We start from the raw sequence: 18,906 nt of genomic DNA on the forward strand, positions 1-18,906 counted from the left end.
TCGCAGGCTCGACAGCTGCTACACAGGAAGTTCGGAGCGCAGCGATGCCAAAAACTCCCGATACAGCCGCGCAGTGTTCGCGGGTTGTTCCACCATCGGCATATGCCCGGTGTGATCCCAGACTTCCACTCGCAGATCGGCGATGCCTTTGCTCCAGACCGCCACGCTGCTGACATCGATCAAGCGGTCCTTGTGCCCCCACAGCAGCAGCGCCTGGCACTTGATGTCGGGCAGTTTCGGCTCCATCGGCGGGCTGGCGCGCAATTCCGTGAAAATTTCTTCCAGTTCCTCGCATTGCTGTTCATAGCGCTGGGCGATGGCGTCCAGTACCACCTTGGGGACCCACGGTGGTTCGGCCATGGTCATGGCGTAGAAACGCTGGAATTCTTCCCGTGAATGAATAAGGAACGGGTTGTGGCCCTTGGCCAAATGCCGCTCCAGGTCGCTGACTTCGGGGGCGGTGACGCCCGCCGGGTCGATCAGTGCGACCGAAACAATGCGATCGGGATACGTGGCCGCGAGCCACGCCGCCATGTAACCGCCCATCGAGTTGCCGATCACATGGACTTTCTCGACGCCGCAGACATCGAGCAACTGGATCATCCGCTTGGCCTGCAAAGGAATGTCGTAGCCGCCGCCCGCCTTGAAGCCGGTTTCGCCATGGCCGGCGATGTCGGGGATGATCACCCGATAGCTGCCGACAAAGTGCCGGGCAAAACGCAGCCAGATGTTCTTGTCGGCGCTGAAACCGTGGAGCATCAGCACACTGCTGGACGCTTCATACGGCCCGCCTTGCCAGGTCGAAACGGTCATTTCGGCGATCGGCACAATAATTTTGTGCAGTCGATACAGCTTCGCCTCTACAGACATGCTCAAGTCATAGAGCCAATGACCGATGGCCGGGTAACTCAACCAGCTCCAGGCCACGAAAACTGCGATTGCGACAACCAACACAAGCATCAGGCATCTTCCTTTTACGTGATCAGGACAGAATGTGATCGGCGGGTTTCAGCGCCCGGGTCAACCGGTAATAGCTGAAACTGAACCCCGGAAACATCGCAATCACATGGCCGCTCTTGCTTTGATACCAACTGTGGCAGCCCCCGGACTTCCATACGGTGCGTTCCATCTCCCGGTGGATCATTTCAGTGTAGGTACGTTCTGCTTCGGGGCGTACTTCGATGCTGCTCAAACCGTGTTCTTTTAACGTGCGGATGCAATCAAGGATGTAATTCATCTGGGATTCGATGATGAACAGCGCCGAGGTGTGGCCGATGCCCGTGTTGGGGCCGGTGACGATAAACAGATTGGGGAAGTCCGGCAGGCTGGTGCCGAGATAGGCCCGCGGGTACTGCGCCCAGAAATCGCTGAGTCGCTTGCCGTTTTTTCCGGTGACCGGGTAGGAAATCACCCCATCGGTGGCGTCGTAACCGGTGGACCAGACGATCAGGTCCAGGTCGATGTGTTGGCCGTCCTGGGTGACGATGCCGGTTTCGTCGATGGAAACGATGCCTTGCTCGCGGCTGTGTAGCGTCACATTACTGCGACCGAGTGCCGGGTACAGGGTGCTCGAGACGATTATCCGTTTGCAGCCGATTGCGTAATCCGGCGTCAGTTTTCGCCTCAGTTCCGGATCGGGCACTTGCCGTTTGAGAACGCGCAGTGCGTGTTGCTGGACCAAACGGATGGCCGGCCGTGAGTATTTGAAGGCAATCACCCGGGTTTCGAACTGCCAGTAGATCATCCAGCGCAACAGCTTGTAGGCGGGTTTGAGCCCCAGCAACCAACGCTGGAAAGGCCCGAAGGCGCGGTCGGCCCGAGGCAATACCCAGTGGGGCGTGCGCTGGAACACATGCAGATGCTCGACGTCCGGGGCAATCGTCGGAATCACCTGGGCCGCGCTGGCGCCGCTGCCAACGATGGCCACGCGTTTTTGCCGGTAATCGTAGGCGTGATCCCAGTCATTGGTATGAAAAGTCTTGCCCTGAAACCGCTCCTGGCCCTCGAAGTATGGGACTACCGGTTGGCTCAGCGGCCCAGTGGCGTTGATCAGGAACTGCGCATGGAACGTGCCTTTGCTGGCGGTGTGCACCGCCCAGCGCTTGCCGTCGTCGTCCCATTCGATGCGCTCGACATTGGCCTGCAGTTCCACCTTGTCTCGCAGGCCGAAGTGCTCCACCACGTACTGGGTGTAGTGGTGCAGTTCGGCCTGTTCGGCGAACATTTGCGTCCAGCGGTAGGGCGCGAAGGACAGGGAATAAAGTGGCGAGGGCACGTCGACCGCCGCACCGGGGTAGGTGTTTTGGCACCAGGTGCCGCCGAAAAAGTCCCGCCGTTCCAGCAGGCGGAAATCGCTGATGCCGGCCTTGAGCAAATTGATCGCCGCGCACTGGCCGCCAAAACCGCTGCCGATGATCAACACTTGAAAGGTCTGCATGGGCCTCCTTTTTTTATCGTTATTGATCGAACCCTCCTCTCATGTATAGCCAAACATTGGGCGCTCGCCTCATGGCTATGCCTGGGTATTCAGACCGCCAGCCGGTGATGGCTATTTGCCGTTGCCCTGATAGACTCTCACCACACCTGAAACCCTGTGTTTTCAGGTTCCGTTCTGTGGCGCAGAGGCTCCAATGGGAAAAACCGGAGGAAAAGGACCTTCACTGGCCAGGAGGCTTTATACATCGCGAATCCTGGGATTAGCTTTGGGGCTGTTGCTCGTGAGCGCGGCGATGTATCCACTCAACCCGGCACCGTGGGTCTGGGTGGTGATGCTGCTCAACGCCGTACTCTGGCCGCACCTGGCTTATCAATGGGCGCGCCGCACGCAAGTGCCTTATCACGCCGAACACCGCAACCTGCTGGTGGACGCCTTTCTCGGCGGCTTTTGGGTCGCAGCCATGCAGTTCAATCCGCTGCCCAGCGCGACGACCCTGTCCATGATGGCGATGAACAATGTGGCCATTGGCGGTTTGCGTTTTCTGTTGGCGGGAACCGTGGCGCAGATTCTCGGGATAGGTGTCGGACTGCTGATTTTCACCCCCGCATTCATCCCGCAAACCAGCCAAATGCAGCTGTATGCCTGTCTCCCCTTGATGTGTTTGTATCCGCTGGCATTGGGCTGGCTCTGCTTCCGCCAGGCCCACACCCTCGGCCGACAAAAGCGTGAGTTGCTGGCCCTGAGCCGTACCGACAGCCTCTCCGGCCTGCTGAACCACGGCGCCTGGAAGGATCAACTGGAAGTCGAATTCCAGCGTTGCAAACGTCAGCAGCAGGGCGGGGCGATTGCGCTGATCGACATCGACCATTTCAAAACCATCAACGACACGTACGGCCACGTTGCCGGGGACATCGTCCTGCGTCAGTTGAGCAAAATGCTCAAGCAGAACCTGCGCGCGGCCGATGTTGCCGGGCGCTACGGTGGCGACGAATTCTGCGTGATCCTCCCGGACCTTCCGCTCACGAGCGCTGCGGCCGTCATGGATGCCCTGCGTGATCGCTTCGCCACCTTGGGCTACGAGCAGAGCCCGACGCTGAAAGTCAGCCTGAGCATTGGCCTGGCCGCCTTCAACCCGGCCCACACCGACGCGACCCTGTGGCTCAACGACGCCGACCAGGCACTCTACGAAGCCAAAGCCACCGGTCGTAACCGCGTCATCTGCTGCGGCGATGGCAGTCTTCACCACGAATTACTTGATTCGGTGTGAAACGTGATCGTTCCCACGCAGAGGGTTAAGACGATCATCATGTGGCGCACAACTTTCCAAGACGTTTCCTACGACGTACCCTGTTGCCGCGTTTCGACATCGACCTTTATAGTTCCGTCTCGCGGCATCTCTCCGCGACGATCTTGGCCGGTCGAACACCTGAAAGACTCATTAATCAGGAGCTACCAATATGTTCGACCAAGTCATGCCCCGTTACTTCCCCATCGACACCTACGACGCCGAAACCCCGGTGCTCTTTATCAACACCCACAAAGAACTCAGCGACATTACCGCTTGCGCTGCACATCGCTTCACCGTGGTTCGCGATCTGGCGGACACCTTGTCCAGCCTGAACCTCAAAGACATTTCCGATTGCGATCTGACGCGCGTTACCCGGGCGGTTCATCTGCTGATGCGCGAAGGCTGCGCGATGCTGGATGTGGTTCAGGCGCGGGCGTTGCAGCGGGAGGCGGGGTTCAAAGCCGCAGTTTAGTGGTGTGGCATCTGGCCCCTTCGCGAGCAAGCCCGCTCCCACATTTGACCGAGTTTTATCTGAAGAAGACGGTCAAATGTGGGAGCGGGCTTGCTCGCGAAGGGGCCATTGCAGTCGCTACAAATACGCCAACTGACAGCTATTCCTTAACACTCATAAACTCTTCTGCCCAACGGATGTATTCCTCAGGCTGCGTATAGGTATGAGTCAACTCGGTCGCATTCAGGTCCGACGCCTGAGTAAAGATTTGCCGTTGTTCCCGCAAGCTGTCGTAAGTGGCCTTGATCGCGGCGAAGTAGGCGCCGTGACCATCGATAGTGACCCGCACACCCAGTTCAGCCAGACGTTTGTCGTCGCGCAGCAACGGGTTGCCGTAGGTGACCAGCATCAGCGGCACGTTCAGGTGCTCGGCGATTTGTTCGAGGTGGTCGAAGTCCCGCACGCCCACCATGCAAATCCCGTCCGCACCGGCCTGCTGGTAATGACAGGTACGGCTGATGACTTCCTGCACCGGCAGGATCCCGGCGTTGGTGCGGGCGATGATTGCCATTTCCGAATCGACCCGAGCTTCCAGCGCCGCCCGTATCTTGCCGACGCCTTCCGCTACCCCGATCAGGTCAGTGGACTTGCGGCCGAACTGGGCCGGCAGCAGCGTGTCTTCGATGGTCAGGGCCGCCACGCCGGCGCGTTCGAGTTCGACGATGGTGCGCATGACGTTGAGTGCGTTGCCGTAACCGTGGTCGGCGTCGGCGATGACCGGCAATTGGGCAACGCGGCCGATGCGGGTGGCCTGTTCAGCGAACTCGCTGAGGGTGATCAAGGCAAAGTCGGGGGCGCCCAGTACCTGCAACGACGCGACCGAACCGCCCAGGATCCCCACTTCAAAACCCAGGTCAGCGGCAATGCGCGCCGACATCGGGTCGAAGACCGACGCCGTGTGATAGCAGGTGTTGGAAGCGAATAGCTCGCGAAAGTTACGGCGTAAATCTTGATGAGAAAGCCTGGACATATGAGTTCCACCACTGCAATGGGAATGGAAAGGCTTGAGCAAAAGTGTCAACGCCGAAGGAACAAAAGGCTATCACGCGAGCGGGAGAAGGATGATGACGATTTTGCAGTGGCGGATGAACCTCAATCGATCACGCCGCCACCGCTTGCTGCTGTTGATTGAGCAACGGTACGGCACGTACCGAGTTGCCGGGTTGCAGTTGCAGGCGTTTGGCGGTGAGGCGGTCAACGATCAGGCTGTTGCCTACCTGTCTGGCCTGGCCGGCGGTGATGCGGCAGTTTTCCAGGCGACGGTTGTGGATCATCCACACCGGGGCCTGCTCGTCGGGCGTGCCGATGGCCAGCACCAGCGGTTGGCTGTCGCGCACGGTACGGATAGTCGAGACCGGGGCCTCGATCACCGGGCCGGCGTCAAAGATGTCGATGTAACCCTTATGGGCAAAGCCTTCGGCGGTGAGGATTTTCAGGGCCGGTTCGGTGTTCGGGTGCGCCTTGCCGATCACGGCCTGAGCCTGTTCGGTGAGCAGGCAGGTGTAGAGCGGTTGACGTGGCATCAGTTCAGCAATGAACGACTTGCTGCCCAGCCCCGACAAGTGATCGGCGTGACTGAAATCCATCTTGAAGAAGTGCCGGCCCACGCTGTCCCAGAACGGTGAACAGCCTTGTTCGTCGGCGCTGCCACGCAGTTCGGCGATGAGTTTGTCGCCGAACAGGTGCTGAAACTCGGCAACAAACAACAAACGCCCCAACGACAGCAATCGACCGTTACTGCCCCGGCGTTGATCGGGTCGCAGAAACAGCGAGCAAATCTCCGATTGGCCGGTCATTTCATTGTTCAGGAACAGCGTCGGAATCTGCCGTTGAATACCCAGGTCCGGTGACGAACTGACCGTGAGCCCGACCCGGTAGTTGTACCAGGGCTCGCGCAGGCCCACGGCGCCCGCCAGGGCACTGACGCCCACCAGTTGCTGATCGTCGTCTTCGAGCACGAAGAGGTAATCGGCATCGGCGCGTTCGACCTGTTCAGCGAAAGTTCGTTGCGCCCAGCGTATCCGGTGGGTCAGGCGTTCTTCGTTGGCCGGCAGGGTCGTGAAGCCAGGGCCTGCCTGGTGCACCAGATTCAGCAAGGCGGGCAGGTCGGTGACGTGAACCGGGCGGACAATCATGATGCAACTCCTTCTGCACGCCTGCTCGGGCGCTGTCGTTGGGCACGGGGCCGGGTGATGCTCACAGGGCGATCAGCCGGATCGGGCTGCCTTCGGTCACGTTCAGGGCGGCGCACATCTCGGCGCTCAACCCCACAGGTTGCCCGGCCTGGTAATCCAGATCGGCGACGATGGCCCGATAGTCGGTCAGCGAATCGTTGCTGACCAGAAAGCTGCCGCGTGCGTCGATGGACGAATCCAACCGAGCCGTGCCGGTCTGGCTCTGGGCGATAGAGCGGATACCGGGGGTGCGCGCATACAGCGTCGGACCACCGTCGAACAGGTCAATGTAGCTGTTTGTCTCGAACCCTTCGCGCTCGAGGATATCGAAGGCCTCCTGGCCATCGGGGTGGATACGGCCGATGCAGTCCTGCGCAGCCTGGGGCAGCATCGGCACGTAGATCGGGTATTGCGGCATCAGTTCGGCGAGGAAGGTTCGGCTCTCCAGACCGCAAAGCCGCTCGGCCTCGGTGTAGGGCAGGTCGAAGAAGTGCTTGCCCACCGCATCCCAGAACGGCGATTGCCCTTCATCGCTGCTGAAGCCGACAATCTCGGTGATGACGGCTTCGGCAAAGCGCCGCGAGTGGGCGGCGATGAACAACAGCCGTGCCCGGGACAGCAGTTCAGAGAACCGTGTTCGCACCAGCGCTGCGTCAATATGAAAACCCCGCAGCAAGGTATGGCCACTGAGGTCGTGACACAACGACAACGCCGGCACGCCGTGCTCGATGTTCAGCTCCCGCGAGGCACTGGTGAAATTCCGGTTGCGCAGGCTGTAGAACGGCTCGCTGAAACCGGCGGTGGCGAGGATCTCCGAGCAGCCCACCAAACGCTCTCGGGTCAGATCTTCCAGCACGAAGAAATAATTCTCCGGGCCCTGACCTTCAACGTCTTTTTCGAATGAGGCGCAGGAGTCGAGAATCTTCTCGCGCAGGCATTCGGTGTCGTCCGGCAGTGACGTGACACCTACCAGACTGTCGCGCGCCAGTTGCTGCAACTGGGGCAGGTCGGTTAATTCGACTGGGCGTAAGACCAGCATGGATGCACTCCTGTATCAAAGAGTTCGGCGGTGAGCACCGAACCTGACTATCACTGTCGATTTCCACGCGTTATATCGGCGGTCGCCTGAATTTTTGTCAGACGCCGCTCTTTTTCTTGTCAGCCGTTACTTGGGTCGGGCAGTACCGTGCTGGCGCCCAGTTTGTTGAGCACAACCAGGTAGACCAGGCCCAGGGCAATCCAGATCAGGCCCAGCTTTTGTGCATCGACGCCCATGTTGTACATGATGGCCGCAACGATGATGAAGCCGATCACCGGGCAGATCAGGTGACGGATCACCTGGCCGGATTTCTGCCGTCGCCAGTAATAGTTGATGACTGTCAGGTGCAGCAGCATGAAGCCGCTCAGTGCACCGAAGTTCACCAATGAGGTGAGGATGTCCACCGAGTTGATGAACAGGTAGCAGATCACCAGCGACAGCACGGCCACCAGATAGATGCTCACGTACGGCGTGTTGTGTTTGGGGTGAACGTTGGCCAGTACTTTCGGCAGCTTGCCGTCTCGGGCCATGCCGAACAGCAGACGAGACACCGCCGCTTGAGAAGTGATTGCCACCGCTACGCCCCAGGCCAGGGCCGTCGCCACGGCAGTCAGGGTGGCGAGCCAGCTGCCGGCCGCGATTTCAGCGATTTCATAAAATGCCGTGTCAGCCGATTTGAAACCCATGCCGGCCGCCAGATCAGTCGCAATCCAGGTCTGCGCCACGAAGATCACACCCATCACCACCAGTGTGATCAGCGCTGCCTTGCCGACACTGCGACCCGGGTCACCCTTGACCTCTTCGGCGAGGGTGGAAATCGCATCGAAACCGAGGAACGACAGCACCGCAATCGACACCGCTTGCATCAGCAGGGCGAAGTTGAATGTCTCGGGGTTGTACAACGGCGCCAGCGTCAGCTGACCGTTACCGCCGCCGCTGTGTAGCGCGTTCCAGGCGTAGAACAGGAAGATTCCCAGCACCACCAGTTGCGCCAGCAGAAAGACGATGTTCATTCGCGCCGTGAACGTGATGCCCCGCAGATTGACGAAGGTCGCGCTGACCAGGAAGGCCAGGATGAAACCGACTTTCGGAATGTCCGGGTACAAATGATTCAGGGCCATGGCCGCGTACACATACAGCAACGGCGGAATCAGCAGGTAATCGAGGAGCATCAGCCAACCGGCGATAAACCCTACGTGCTGGTTCAGGCCCCGCTGGGCGTAGGAGTAAACCGAGCCCGCCATCGGAAAGGCCCGAGCCATGCTGCCGTAACTCAGGGCAGTGAAGAGCATCGCCACCATGCCGATGATGTAGGCCAGCGGCACCAGCCCCGGCGACTCGGCGTTGACGTAGCCATAAACACCGAACGGTGCGATGGGGATCATGAAGATCATCCCGTACACCACCAGGTCGGTCAGCGACAGGCTGCGTTTCAACTCTTGCTTGTAGCCAAATTCTTCTAATTCCATGAAGCCGTTCTCCTTGGGATGAAAGCAGCTGCACGCTGCGGGTTTGAAGCGATTCCGTTACAGCAGCGGCGCCAGGTATTCGGTAAAGCGACTGACGTCTTCAGGCGTGCGCAGCAGGTCGTTGCGGACCTCGATCAACACCGATTCCAGGCCTCGTGCATCGCCGTGAACCGGCACGGTCATGTCACCCAACGGGTTGATTGTGTACGGCTCATTACAGGCAACCTTCAATGGATGCAGGCTCAAACCATCGATCAATCGCTGGGCATACGCCTTGGCCTCTCTATACAACACGCCAACGTCCAGTGCGCGAGTCTGGCCGTGATAGACAGGGGTGAAACTGTGAATGCCCACCACCCGTACCGGCCGCCCTTGAGCGACACGTTGGTCGATCAAGGTGTGCAGTCGAGCATGAAATGGCTCGAACAGGCATTGCCGACGGTACTCGCGGGTGGCTTCGTCGAGGTCCCGGTTGCCCGGTACCTGATAAACTTCGCTCTGCGCCGGAATGCTGTCCGGGGCCTGGCGCGGTCGGTTGAGGTCGACCAACAGTCGCGAATAATTGGCCGCCAACAGCGTTGCGCCCAATGCCTGGGACAAACCCTCGGCCAGCGCCAGGGCACCGATGTCCCAGGCGATGTGCTCGCGGGCCGCCTCGTGACTCAGGCCCAGGTCATTCAACCCGGCCGGAATAAAACGGCTGGCGTGTTCGCACACCAGAATCAACGGGTGCCCGGAGTCTTCCCGGCTCAGGGTGTACGCCGGCTCGGTGTAATGTCCGAGCTCAGCAGATTCAGTACAGGCGCGCATAGTGCTCACAGCGTTCGGCGGGCGACAGCTGTTCCGTCAGCGTCAGTTCCTCGGTTTTAAGGGCGAAGTAAGTGTCCAGCAACGCGCTCGGCAGGGCTTCGATCAGGGCCTCGCTGTTGCGCAGGCAATCCAGGGCGTGGGCAAGGGACGCGGGCAGGGCGACGATGCCGCGCGCCTGACGTTGTTCTTCGTTGAGGGCGTCGGGGACTTCATCGGTGATCGCGTTCAAGGCCAGGCGTTGCTCGATGCCCAACCGACCGGCAATCAGCAACGCGGCCATGGCCATGTGTGGCGAGGACGTGGCGTCCATGGCGCGGAATTCCAGGTTGTATTGCGTCGCCACTGATTTGCCGCCCAGGCTCGTCGTCGGGCAGATTCGCAGCGCCGCTTCACGGTTGCGTTGCCCGAGGCACGCGTAGGACGCGCTCCAGTGATGGGGTTGCAAACGTTCGTAGGACACCGGCGTTGGCGCGGTAAACGCACAGAGCGCCGGCAAGTAATGCAGGATGCCGGCGGCCCAGTGCTGGCCGAGAGTCGACAAGCCATTGGTGGTGCCGGCGTCGTACATCACCGGTTGGCCGGCCAGGTCCAGCAGGCTGACGTGCAGGTGTACGCCGTTGCACACCGCCTGCTCCGAGGCCTTGGGCGCGAAGCTCAACTCCAGGCCCATTTGCCGGGCGATCTCGCGGGTGATTTCACGAACGTTCACTGCGCGGTCGGCAGCGGCCACCCCAAGGGTCGGGCGACAGGTGATTTCGTATTGATGCTTGCCGTACTCGGGCAGGAACATTTCCGGTTCGACGCCACCGGCGCGCAGGGCGCTGAGCAACCAACCGCCAAATTCGGCACCCTGACGCTGGGCTTGCAGAGAAAACGCCAGGTGTTCAACTTCGCCGGTGTTCACGTTGAATTCATGCTCGAACGCAGCATTGACCTGCAAGCCCAACTCGGCGCGATAACGCGCTACTTCGTTACGCAACAACGTACGCGGGCAGGCACCCCACGGGCGGCCATCGGTTTCCTGAATGTCGCTGTGAATAAAATCCAGCGCCGGGGCGTCGGGATCCGGGCCGTTATTGACCGTCACTCGGCTGGCCAGATCGGGCATCAGCCGCAAATCGCCATAAGCGCCCCAAGGATTTGTGGAGGCGATGATGTCTTGCGGGGTCAGGGCACTGTTGGCCGGCACCCAGCCACAACCCGCCCTTTGATAGTGCTCGAGTTCGTCCGTGGGAAAGGAGCGCCCGCGAGTCACGCCAATCAGGTCGGTGGTGACGAGGGTGATCATGGGCAGTGGCAACAGGCGCTCGCTCATGGCCGCATCTCCTGCAACCGGCCGAGTACGGTCTGGGTGTCGGTGATCCAGCAGTACCCCTTGATTGCATTCAGGCAGGCCTGATGCCGCTCGGCTGTGTAAGTCGCGCAGGCATCTTCCACCAGTGTGACGAGGTAACCGCGATCGGCGGCATCACGCACGGCCATGTCCACGCACTGGTCGGTGACGATGCCGGCGATGATCAGGTGCCGCGTCTCGAGGTTGCGCAGCACGTAGTCGATATTGGTGGAGTTGAAGACCCCGGACGAGGTCTTGGGCAGCACGATTTCGTTTTCTGCCGGGGTCAGGTCGTCAATGATCTGCGCTTGCGGGCTGCCCTTGGGCAAGTGCATGTCCGAGAGTTTGTGGTCCAGCGAGCGGTCGCGGCCATCGGCGGTGAGGCTTTCGATGAGGGTGTGCAGCACGTTTTGCCTGGCGCTGCGAAAGGCGCTGAGCAGCCGGCGTTGATTGGGCACCGCCTGCATGTGGGTGCGGGTCAGGAAGTACTCGGCGTCCGGCCCGTTGAGGTGCGGGTCGAATTGCGGTTCAAGCCAGGCGCGTTGCATGTCCACCAGCAACAGCGCGGTGTGATCGGTGACGAACGGTAGATCCCGAGGCGAATGGTGGGGGAGCGTGAACATCCTTATTTTTCCTCCAGCAGGTGGGTGTCGAAATCGGTCCGCAGCGCATCGATGCCTTCCAGGCGATCGGCCAGATCCGGACTGCGCAGGGTCAGGCAGGCAATCAGCGCCTCGACCTGTGCCAGCGCTGGGACCATTGAGTCGAAGGCCGACACCGATTCCACTGGCGCACTGATAATCAGGTCGGCCATTTCCCGCAGCGGTGAAGCATAGATGTCCGTGAACAACACCACCCGTGCATATCGACTTTTCGCCGCATTGGCCACGCGCAGGGCCTGTGATTGGTAGCGGCGATAGTCGAACACCAGCACCACGTCCTGGCGCTGCACGTCGAACAATCGGTCGGGCAGTTGCGCGTTGTCCTCCAGCGCGAAACAGCCCGGACGCAGCAGGCGCAGGTGGTTGAGCAAATAATGGGCGAGGAGACTGCTGAAGCGACCACCGAAGCAATGCACCTGATGGCGGGTGTCGAGCAGCCATTCCACCAGAATCCGCACATCTTCGGGCTGGGTCAGGGCATGTGTGTCCACCAGCGCTCGATGGCTGTCCGCCAGATAATGGCTCCAGGCGTCGCCTTTCTGAAGATGAGAACGAGGCTGCAACTGGGCGCTGGGGGAGCGCAGGCGATGGTCCATGTCGCTGAGCAGGGCATCCTGAAAATCGGCGTAACCGCTGAAACCCAGTTTTTTCACCAGCCGCACGATGGTGGGGTCGCTGACACCGGCATGTTCGGCCAATCGTGACATCGGGCCCAGTCCGTTACGCGGGTACTGGTCCAGCAAGGCACGGATGACTTTGCGTTCCGACGGGGTAAGTTCCAGGCCGGGATCGGTGATCAGGTCTCTGAGAGAAGGCATCCGGGCTCCTGCTGGATGGGTATGTCGGTTTCGTTTCATAAATTGCTAAAACAGTATTTATGTAGCGGACTCGACATGTCTAGTGAATTTTTCCATGGTTTTTTAAAGCCCCAGAATGGGGCGAAAAGCCTGTGCGTCAGGGGCTACACGGAAGTCGACAGAGCTTGTAGGTCATTGCCCATAGCGATGTCGGACATCGCCGATTTTTCAGGTGATATGATTTTTTCGAACGAGTATGACTGGATCAAACGAAACGCCCTGGATCGCGCTTCTTGCGGCACAATTGGGCAATTATCGCGGCGTGACGCCGTTTTCCATTCCCATCGACCGAGTGATCCTTCGTGCAGGCAACCCGTTTGACCCTGATGTGCCACGCTCGAACCGTCGCACAGAAATTGGCGCGTTTTCCTACGAATGAGCCGGTGGAAATGGATTGGCAATCGGCAAAGGGATCTCGTTGTGCTCAGTTCAAAGGGACGCCACGGCTGGTGTGTGGACCTGAACTGAGAACCCGGCAAACCGCCGAGCTGTTCGGCAGCGACGTGGAGATTGTCGCGGCACTGAGGGATTGCGATTTCGGGAGCTGGAAAGGCGCGCGGATCGACGATCTGCAAAAATCCGCAGCCGAAGCGCTGCAGCTCTGGCTCGATGACCCGAACTCGGCACCCCACGGTGGTGAGTCGGTGGCGCAACTCGCAGAGCGGGTGGCTGCGTGGCTGAAAACGCTGGAGGCAGCACCGGGGCACATCGTTGCCATCACCCATCCGTTTGTCATTCGCGCCGCCCTGACGCACGTGCTTAAAGGTGCAGCATTCAACTTTATCGACGTCGAACCGCTGTCGACCCTCGAGTTGCGGTTCAACGGCCGCTGGCGCCTACGCTTGACGGGCACTGACCCCGAGGGAACACGTTGATGAAAAAACTTCTGGTCATCGGCATCGGTGCGGGCAACCCCGATTACATCACGATGCAAGCCGTTAAAGCGCTGAACCTCGTCGACGTGTTTTTCCTCATGGACAAGGGCCAGAGTAAAGACAAACTGATCGACCTGCGCCGCGAGATCTGCGAGCGCTACATCACCGATCACGACTACCGCTTCGTCGAAGCCCACAGCCCGGAGCGCGAACGTGGGGATGTGGACTACAAGGCCAGCGTGGAAGACCTGAACCTGGCCAAGCAGCGGACCTTCGAACGATTGATCAATGAGGAAATGACTGACGACCAGTGCGCCGGTTTTCTGGTGTGGGGCGATCCGGCGCTGTACGACAGCACCCTTCGGATCCTGCAGGCGATACTGGCCTCAGGCCGGTGCGTCTTTGAGTTCGAAGTGATTCCCGGCATCACCAGTGTCCAGGCGCTGGCGGCGCAGCATAAGGTGCCGCTGAACCGCATTGGCCGCTCGATTGAAATCACCACCGGCCGGCGGCTGGCGGCGGGGCAGGTGAGCGATGCCGACAGCCTGGTGGTGATGCTGGATGCGGAAGATTCCTACCACCAAGTGGTGGATCAGGAGACGGAAATTTACTGGGGGGCCTACCTCGGGACGCCGGATGAGATTTTGATCAGCGGCAAGCTCAAGGACGTGGCGGATGAGATCGAACGGGTGCGCAAGGCGGCGCGGTTGGCCAATGGGTGGATTATGGATACGTATCTGCTGCGCAAACCTTAATTGCACCGGTGTCTGGGCTGACGCCTTCGCGAGCAGGCTCGCTCCCACAGGGATTGTGTGGCACTGGAGACCCAATGTGGGAGCGAGCCTGCTCGCGATGAGGTCCTCAGCGACACCTCAAATTATTGCTCTAAGCTCCCGTCCAAACCGCTCCCGATACACCGACGGCGGCACCCCGACCACGCTGCGAAACGCCACCCGAAAGCTCTCCACCGAGCGATACCCACAGCGTTGAGCAATCTGGTCGGTGTTCTGATTCGTGCTCTCAAGCAGCTCGCGGGCCCGGCCCAGGCGCTCATGCTGCAACCAGGCTTTAGGCGGCAGGCCATTGGCTTCGGTAAACCGGCGCAGAAACGTCCGTTCACTCATGGCCGCTTCACTCGCCAGCTCGCGAACCTCCAACGGCTCGTGCAAACGTTCGCGCGCCCACTGCATGACGCGCGACAAATCGCTACGCGGCGTAGGACTGACCGGTGTCGGAATAAACTGCGCCTGGCCGCCGGTGCGTTGCGGCGACATCACCAGCCGTCGTGCCACCGAGTTGGCCACCTGCGTCCCGAAGTCCCGCGCCACCAAGTGCAGGCAGGCATCGATACCGGCAGCGCTGCCGGCCGAGGTGATCAGTTGACCCGAATCGACATAGAGCACGTCCGGGTCCACCAGAATGTTCGGAAAACGTTCGGCCAACTCAGCGGTGTAGCGCCAGTGCGTGGTGGCGCCGCGACCATCGAGCAAACCGGTGGCCGCCAGCACGAACACGCCCGAACAGATCGACAGCAGCCGCGCACCCCGAACATGGGCCTGGCGCAGGGCCGCGATCAATGCCTCAGGCACCGGGGCACTGCGATCACGCCAGCCGGGAATGATGATGGTCCGGGCGTCCTCGAGCAGTTCCATGCCGCCATCGGCCAGCACCTGAATGCCGCCCATGGCGCGCATCGGGCCCTGATCGACAGCGGCGATCCGATGCTCGTACCAAGGGAAGTCGAACTCCGGACGTGCCAGGCCGAAGATCTCCACGGCGATGCCGAATTCGAACGTACAGAGGCCGTCGTAGGCCAGAATCGCGACCAATCCAGGGGTGGGCTGCATTTGGCGGAAAGTTCCCGGTGAGTGTCTTGTGCGCCACTGTAGCGGCAAGCGTCAGGCGGATAAAGTCTTCCCACACCCACCGAGACTTTGGAGTAAAGCCCATGACCAGCCTGGTCTGCGAGATTCCCGCCGCCCCATCGGCCATCGCCCTTATGCATTTCAGCAACCGTCTGACCTTCGAAACCGATTGTTCCGACGTCCACGGCAGCCAACAGGCCGGCGAGGTGGATTTTGTCATGGTGGACGTGCGCGGTCCGCTCGCCTTCGAACGTGGGCATGTGCCGGGAGCGATCAATATTCCGGGACGACTGCTGACCGCTGAAGCTCTGGCGGCTTACCCGAAAACCAGCGTGTTCGTGGTGTATTGCGCCGGGCCCCACTGCAACGGCGCCAACAAGGCCGCAGTGAAACTGGCGGCGCTGGGTTACCCGGTCAAGGAAATGATCGGCGGGGTGACCGGGTGGCTGGATGAAGGGTTTGAGTTGAGCACTGCGGTGCAACGGCCTGCCACCACCGTCATCGGTTGCGAATGTTGATGTAGTCGAAAAGATCGCAGCCTCGTTTCACTCGACAACTCCTACAGGTCTACGCGATCCCCTGTAGGAGCTGTCGAGTGAAACGAGGCTGCGATCTGTTGATCTTGTTTCTAAACGGATGCCCACCACCCATCCAGCGTCGCCTGCAACCACTCGAACACGGTTGCGTAGGCGGCGCTGTCCTGTTGGCCCCGGGGCAGCGGTGACTCGTCGGCAAAATGCGCATTGAGCGTCGCCACTGATTCAGCATTCCACTCCGGATGAAACTGCAAACCCACCCGCGTCGGTCCGACGCAATACATCTGCTGCTCGCACTGATCACTGCTGGCCAGCAACTGCGCGTTGGGCGGCAAGTCGATCGCGTCTTCGTGCCATTCCAGCACCTGCAACGTCTGGCCATCGACGAAGGTCACAGGCGTCCAGCCGGTTTCGGTTCGATCCATTCGCCGCACATTCCCGCCCAGGCTCAACGCCAGCAACTGCGCCCCCAGGCAAATCGCGAACACCGCCGCGCCTTGATCCAGACTGCCGGCCAACCACTGACGTTCGGCTTCCAGCCAGGCCGGCCCGGCGTTGGATTCATACGGACCGCCTAACAGGATCACGGGTGCCGCGCTGACTGGCGGCAACTGGCCGAGGTCGGCGCGAAAGACGTTCAGCGTCACTCCTCGGGACTTGGCCCAGTCGGCAATGGCGCCAGGGCCTTCGGCGGGGTGGTGCTGGATCAGATTCAACGTTGCCATCAAGGCTCACTTGTAGTTTTTGCTTGTAGGATTTGTCTGAAAAAAGGGCTTGTCCTACAGTCTTTGCACCGGCTTGGCGCACACTTCAAGGGGCGTGAATTCGTCGGCCACTTTTCTATAAGAATTTGTCGCTTAAACACAATTTGCCCTCCTGAAGCCGCTCTAGACTGCCGCCACTTCGGTGCTCTCCAACCGGACGCAGCCTACCGAAAGTTGCCAATAAAAGCCTCCGCACACAGGAGTTGTAAATGAAGAAGCTAGTGATGTTCGGTGCCCTGGCACTGTCGATGTTGTCCCTGACGGCTGTGGCCGAAGACGCCAAGCCGATCCGCATCGGGATCGAAGCCGGTTATCCGCCATTCTCGATGAAAACCCCCGACGGCAAACTCACCGGTTTCGACGTGGACATCGGTGACGCGCTGTGCGAGCAGATGAAAGTGAAGTGCACCTGGGTCGAGCAAGAGTTCGACGGCCTGATCCCGGCCCTGAAGGTCAAGAAAATCGACGCGATCCTGTCGTCCATGACCATCACCGACGATCGCAAAAAGAACGTCGATTTCACCATCAAGTACTACCACACCCCGGCGCGCTTCGTGATGAAGGCAGGCACGGACATCAAGGACCCGCTGACCGAACTCAAGGGCAAGAAAGTCGGTGTGCTGCGCGCCAGTACCCACGACCGCTTCGCCACTGAAGTGCTGGTGCCGGCCGGTATCAATCTGGTTCGCTACGGCTCCCAGCAGGAAGCCAACCTGGACATGGTTTCCGGCCGCGTAGATGCGCTGCTGGCCGACTCGGTCAACCTGGACGACGGTTTCCTGAAAACCGACGCCGGTAAAGGCTTCGCTTTCGTGGGCCCGACTTACGAAGACGCCAAGTACTTCGGCGGCGGCGCCGGTATCGCTGTGCGCAAGGGTGATAAAGAACTGGCGGACAAATTCAACACCGCCATCACCGAAATCCGCGCCAACGGCAAGTACAAGCAAGTGCAAGACAAGTACTTCGACTTTGACGTTTACGGCCAGTAATCACGCCGTTCAAAAAAGTGGCAACCGTTGACGCGGTTGCCACTTTTTTTTGCCTTCATGATTTATTCTGCGGCACACATCCCATGTAGGAAACAAGGAGTCCCCATGCAACGCATCGACCATTCACTGCCCTGGAGTCATCTGGGCACCGAACGCACCCTCAGCGTGTTTCGATTTGGCGCGGGCATTCGCAAGGTTTACATCCAGGCCAGCCTGCACGCTGATGAACTGCCGGGCATGCGCACGGCGTGGGAGCTGAAGAAGCGTCTGACCGAACTCGACACCCAAGGCCAGTTGCAGGGGGTGATCGAACTGGTCCCGGTGGCCAATCCCATCGGCCTCGATCAGCACCTGCAAGGCAGCCACATGGGCCGCTTCGAGTTGGGCAGCGGCAAGAACTTCAACCGCTCCTTCGTTGAACTCAGCACACCGGTGGCCGAGTTGATCGGCGATCGGTTGGGCAGTGATGCGGCGGCCAACATCGCGCTGATTCGCCAGACCATGGGCCAGGTACTCGACGGCTTGCCAGCACCAGCCTCGCAGCTTGAAGCCATGCACCGCTTGCTGCTGCGCCACGCCTGCGATGCCGACATCACCCTCGATCTGCATTGTGATTTCGACGCGGCGATTCATCTGTATGCCTTGCCGCAACACTGGCCGCAGTGGCAGTCCCTGGCGGCGCGTTTGAAGGCTGGGGTGGCATTGCTCTGCGAAGACTCCGGCGGCAGCTCATTCGATGAGTCGTGTTCATCGCCATGGTTACGCCTGGCGAGGGCTTTCCCTGAGGCCGCGATCCCGCCGGCCAACCTGGCGACGACGCTGGAGCTGGGCAGCATGGGAGATACGCGGGTCGATCAGGCCCAGGCCAATTGTGAGGCGATTCTCGGGTTCCTCGCCGAGCAGGGTTTCATCAACGGCACCTGGCCTGCGGCACCAAGCGAATGCTGTGAAGGCATGCCGTTCGAAGGCACCCAATACCTGTTCGCGCCGCATCACGGGGTCGTCAGTTTCCTGCGCGATTCGGGTGAGTGGGTGGAGAAGGGCGATGCCCTGTTTGAAGTGGTCGATCCGCTGAATGATCGAGTTACCACGGTTTGCGCCGGGACCAGTGGCGTGTTGTTTGCGATTGATCGCGGGCGCTATACGCAGCCGGGCACCTGGCAGGCGAAGGTGGCGGGGCGTGAGCCGATTCGTGTCGGGAAACTCATCAACGATTAGCCGTGCAATCTTCGTAGTGTCTTAAGGCCTCTTCGCGAGCAGGCTCGCTCCCACATTGGAAATGCGTTCCCCCTGTGGA

20 protein-coding genes are annotated in these 18,906 nt (G+C 60.2%); 8 read left to right on the forward strand and 12 right to left on the reverse strand.

What is annotated here, in order from left to right:
* Nucleotides 1-18: 18 nt before the first annotated feature.
* On the reverse strand, nt 19-960 hold the full coding sequence (locus ACYZTX_RS13465) for an alpha/beta fold hydrolase (RefSeq protein ID WP_462034445.1): 942 nt from the start codon (nt 958-960) through the stop codon (nt 19-21).
* A 22-nt stretch (nt 961-982) separates the two neighbouring features.
* Entirely contained in the window at nt 983-2,437 is a 1,455-nt protein-coding gene (locus ACYZTX_RS13470; RefSeq protein ID WP_462034446.1) for a flavin-containing monooxygenase, read from the reverse strand.
* A 193-nt stretch (nt 2,438-2,630) separates the two neighbouring features.
* On the opposite strand from ACYZTX_RS13470, the gene ACYZTX_RS13475 reads away from it, so the two are divergent.
* Both ACYZTX_RS13475 and ACYZTX_RS13480 read left to right on the forward strand, forming a co-directional pair.
* The gene (locus tag ACYZTX_RS13475; RefSeq protein WP_462034447.1) at nt 2,631-3,704 is read left to right on the forward strand and encodes a diguanylate cyclase; all 1,074 of its coding nucleotides are present in this window, start codon (nt 2,631-2,633) and stop codon (nt 3,702-3,704) included.
* Between the two features lie 190 nt (nt 3,705-3,894).
* The gene (locus ACYZTX_RS13480; RefSeq protein WP_462034448.1) at nt 3,895-4,197 is read left to right on the forward strand and encodes a hypothetical protein; all 303 of its coding nucleotides are present in this window, start codon (nt 3,895-3,897) and stop codon (nt 4,195-4,197) included.
* A 139-nt stretch (nt 4,198-4,336) separates the two neighbouring features.
* On the opposite strand, the gene ACYZTX_RS13485 is transcribed toward ACYZTX_RS13480, so the two are convergent.
* The 8 genes from ACYZTX_RS13485 to ACYZTX_RS13520 form a co-directional block, all read right to left on the reverse strand.
* Nucleotides 4,337-5,206, reverse strand: coding sequence for an isocitrate lyase/PEP mutase family protein (locus ACYZTX_RS13485; protein WP_309675875.1), 870 nt, complete (start codon nt 5,204-5,206; stop codon nt 4,337-4,339).
* Between the two features lie 130 nt (nt 5,207-5,336).
* On the reverse strand, nt 5,337-6,371 hold the full coding sequence (gene astA / locus ACYZTX_RS13490; RefSeq protein WP_462034449.1) for an arginine N-succinyltransferase: 1,035 nt from the start codon (nt 6,369-6,371) through the stop codon (nt 5,337-5,339).
* A gap of 61 nt (nt 6,372-6,432) precedes the next feature.
* Nucleotides 6,433-7,449 (reverse strand): arginine N-succinyltransferase, encoded by a 1,017-nt coding sequence (locus ACYZTX_RS13495; RefSeq protein ID WP_462034450.1) that lies wholly within the window; start codon nt 7,447-7,449, stop codon nt 6,433-6,435.
* 119 nt (nt 7,450-7,568) lie between these two features.
* Nucleotides 7,569-8,918, reverse strand: coding sequence for an APC family permease (locus tag ACYZTX_RS13500; RefSeq protein ID WP_462034451.1), 1,350 nt, complete (start codon nt 8,916-8,918; stop codon nt 7,569-7,571).
* Between the two features lie 57 nt (nt 8,919-8,975).
* Nucleotides 8,976-9,728 carry an N-formylglutamate amidohydrolase gene (locus ACYZTX_RS13505; protein ID WP_462034452.1) on the reverse strand — a complete coding sequence of 251 codons (753 nt, stop codon included), beginning with the start codon at nt 9,726-9,728 and terminating at the stop codon, nt 8,976-8,978.
* Nucleotides 9,712-11,043: a type I glutamate--ammonia ligase gene (locus ACYZTX_RS13510; RefSeq protein ID WP_462034453.1), complete on the reverse strand. Its 1,332-nt coding sequence runs from the start codon at nt 11,041-11,043 to the stop codon at nt 9,712-9,714. Before ACYZTX_RS13510 ends, ACYZTX_RS13505 begins: the two co-directional genes overlap by 17 nt.
* A complete protein-coding gene (locus ACYZTX_RS13515; RefSeq protein ID WP_462034454.1) occupies nt 11,040-11,684 on the reverse strand; it encodes a cysteine hydrolase family protein in 645 nt (214 codons plus the stop codon). The genes ACYZTX_RS13510 and ACYZTX_RS13515 overlap by 4 nt, the downstream gene beginning before the upstream one ends.
* A 2-nt stretch (nt 11,685-11,686) precedes the next feature.
* The gene (locus ACYZTX_RS13520; protein ID WP_462034455.1) at nt 11,687-12,541 is read right to left on the reverse strand and encodes a MurR/RpiR family transcriptional regulator; all 855 of its coding nucleotides are present in this window, start codon (nt 12,539-12,541) and stop codon (nt 11,687-11,689) included.
* A gap of 235 nt (nt 12,542-12,776) precedes the next feature.
* On the opposite strand from ACYZTX_RS13520, the gene ACYZTX_RS13525 reads away from it, so the two are divergent.
* Genes ACYZTX_RS13525 through cobF form a run of 3 tightly spaced genes read left to right on the forward strand, consistent with a single transcriptional unit; the run spans nt 12,777 to nt 14,210 of the window.
* A complete protein-coding gene (locus ACYZTX_RS13525; protein ID WP_462037134.1) occupies nt 12,777-12,959 on the forward strand; it encodes a hypothetical protein in 183 nt (60 codons plus the stop codon).
* Nucleotides 12,883-13,455 (forward strand): histidine phosphatase family protein, encoded by a 573-nt coding sequence (locus tag ACYZTX_RS13530; protein ID WP_462034456.1) that lies wholly within the window; start codon nt 12,883-12,885, stop codon nt 13,453-13,455. Before ACYZTX_RS13525 ends, ACYZTX_RS13530 begins: the two co-directional genes overlap by 77 nt.
* A complete protein-coding gene (gene cobF / locus ACYZTX_RS13535; protein WP_462034457.1) occupies nt 13,455-14,210 on the forward strand; it encodes a precorrin-6A synthase (deacetylating) in 756 nt (251 codons plus the stop codon). Before ACYZTX_RS13530 ends, cobF begins: the two co-directional genes overlap by 1 nt.
* Before the next feature lie 117 nt (nt 14,211-14,327).
* Here cobF and ftrA read toward each other — a convergent pair whose 3' ends face one another.
* Nucleotides 14,328-15,302 (reverse strand): transcriptional regulator FtrA, encoded by a 975-nt coding sequence (gene ftrA / locus ACYZTX_RS13540; protein ID WP_462034458.1) that lies wholly within the window; start codon nt 15,300-15,302, stop codon nt 14,328-14,330.
* A gap of 101 nt (nt 15,303-15,403) precedes the next feature.
* On the opposite strand from ftrA, the gene ACYZTX_RS13545 reads away from it, so the two are divergent.
* Nucleotides 15,404-15,838: a rhodanese-like domain-containing protein gene (locus ACYZTX_RS13545; RefSeq protein WP_462034459.1), complete on the forward strand. Its 435-nt coding sequence runs from the start codon at nt 15,404-15,406 to the stop codon at nt 15,836-15,838.
* 110 nt (nt 15,839-15,948) lie between these two features.
* On the opposite strand, the gene ACYZTX_RS13550 is transcribed toward ACYZTX_RS13545, so the two are convergent.
* Nucleotides 15,949-16,581, reverse strand: coding sequence for a type 1 glutamine amidotransferase (locus ACYZTX_RS13550; RefSeq protein ID WP_462034460.1), 633 nt, complete (start codon nt 16,579-16,581; stop codon nt 15,949-15,951).
* A gap of 248 nt (nt 16,582-16,829) precedes the next feature.
* Here ACYZTX_RS13550 and ACYZTX_RS13555 point away from each other — a divergent pair, with 248 nt between their 5' ends.
* Both ACYZTX_RS13555 and ACYZTX_RS13560 read left to right on the forward strand, forming a co-directional pair.
* Complete coding sequence (locus tag ACYZTX_RS13555) at nt 16,830-17,609, forward strand: ABC transporter substrate-binding protein (protein ID WP_462034461.1); 780 nt, start codon at nt 16,830-16,832, stop codon at nt 17,607-17,609.
* A gap of 105 nt (nt 17,610-17,714) precedes the next feature.
* On the forward strand, nt 17,715-18,827 hold the full coding sequence (locus ACYZTX_RS13560; protein ID WP_462034462.1) for a succinylglutamate desuccinylase/aspartoacylase family protein: 1,113 nt from the start codon (nt 17,715-17,717) through the stop codon (nt 18,825-18,827).
* Nucleotides 18,828-18,906 lie beyond the last annotated feature (79 nt).

This window comes from Pseudomonas sp. MDT1-17, assembly GCF_054898105.1.

Bases quoted from the DNA above. Each gene is read 5' to 3' on its own strand.
- ACYZTX_RS13545 (WP_462034459.1), top strand. From the start codon at position 15,404: ATGACCAGCCTGGTCTGCGAGATTCCCGCCGCCCCATCGGCCATCGCC.
- ACYZTX_RS13505 (WP_462034452.1), bottom strand. From the start codon at position 9,728: ATGCGCGCCTGTACTGAATCTGCTGAGCTCGGACATTACACCGAGCCG.
- astA (WP_462034449.1), bottom strand. From the start codon at position 6,371: ATGATTGTCCGCCCGGTTCACGTCACCGACCTGCCCGCCTTGCTGAAT.
- ACYZTX_RS13470 (WP_462034446.1), bottom strand. From the start codon at position 2,437: ATGCAGACCTTTCAAGTGTTGATCATCGGCAGCGGTTTTGGCGGCCAG.
- ACYZTX_RS13500 (WP_462034451.1), bottom strand. From the start codon at position 8,918: ATGGAATTAGAAGAATTTGGCTACAAGCAAGAGTTGAAACGCAGCCTG.
- ACYZTX_RS13465 (WP_462034445.1), bottom strand. From the start codon at position 960: ATGCTTGTGTTGGTTGTCGCAATCGCAGTTTTCGTGGCCTGGAGCTGG.
- ACYZTX_RS13525 (WP_462037134.1), top strand. From the start codon at position 12,777: ATGACTGGATCAAACGAAACGCCCTGGATCGCGCTTCTTGCGGCACAA.
- ACYZTX_RS13510 (WP_462034453.1), bottom strand. From the start codon at position 11,043: ATGAGCGAGCGCCTGTTGCCACTGCCCATGATCACCCTCGTCACCACC.
- ACYZTX_RS13520 (WP_462034455.1), bottom strand. From the start codon at position 12,541: ATGCCTTCTCTCAGAGACCTGATCACCGATCCCGGCCTGGAACTTACC.
- cobF (WP_462034457.1), top strand. From the start codon at position 13,455: ATGAAAAAACTTCTGGTCATCGGCATCGGTGCGGGCAACCCCGATTAC.
- ACYZTX_RS13480 (WP_462034448.1), top strand. From the start codon at position 3,895: ATGTTCGACCAAGTCATGCCCCGTTACTTCCCCATCGACACCTACGAC.
- ACYZTX_RS13475 (WP_462034447.1), top strand. From the start codon at position 2,631: ATGGGAAAAACCGGAGGAAAAGGACCTTCACTGGCCAGGAGGCTTTAT.
- ACYZTX_RS13550 (WP_462034460.1), bottom strand. From the start codon at position 16,581: ATGGCAACGTTGAATCTGATCCAGCACCACCCCGCCGAAGGCCCTGGC.
- ftrA (WP_462034458.1), bottom strand. From the start codon at position 15,302: ATGCAGCCCACCCCTGGATTGGTCGCGATTCTGGCCTACGACGGCCTC.
- ACYZTX_RS13560 (WP_462034462.1), top strand. From the start codon at position 17,715: ATGCAACGCATCGACCATTCACTGCCCTGGAGTCATCTGGGCACCGAA.
- ACYZTX_RS13485 (WP_309675875.1), bottom strand. From the start codon at position 5,206: ATGTCCAGGCTTTCTCATCAAGATTTACGCCGTAACTTTCGCGAGCTA.
- ACYZTX_RS13495 (WP_462034450.1), bottom strand. From the start codon at position 7,449: ATGCTGGTCTTACGCCCAGTCGAATTAACCGACCTGCCCCAGTTGCAG.
- ACYZTX_RS13555 (WP_462034461.1), top strand. From the start codon at position 16,830: ATGAAGAAGCTAGTGATGTTCGGTGCCCTGGCACTGTCGATGTTGTCC.
- ACYZTX_RS13515 (WP_462034454.1), bottom strand. From the start codon at position 11,684: ATGTTCACGCTCCCCCACCATTCGCCTCGGGATCTACCGTTCGTCACC.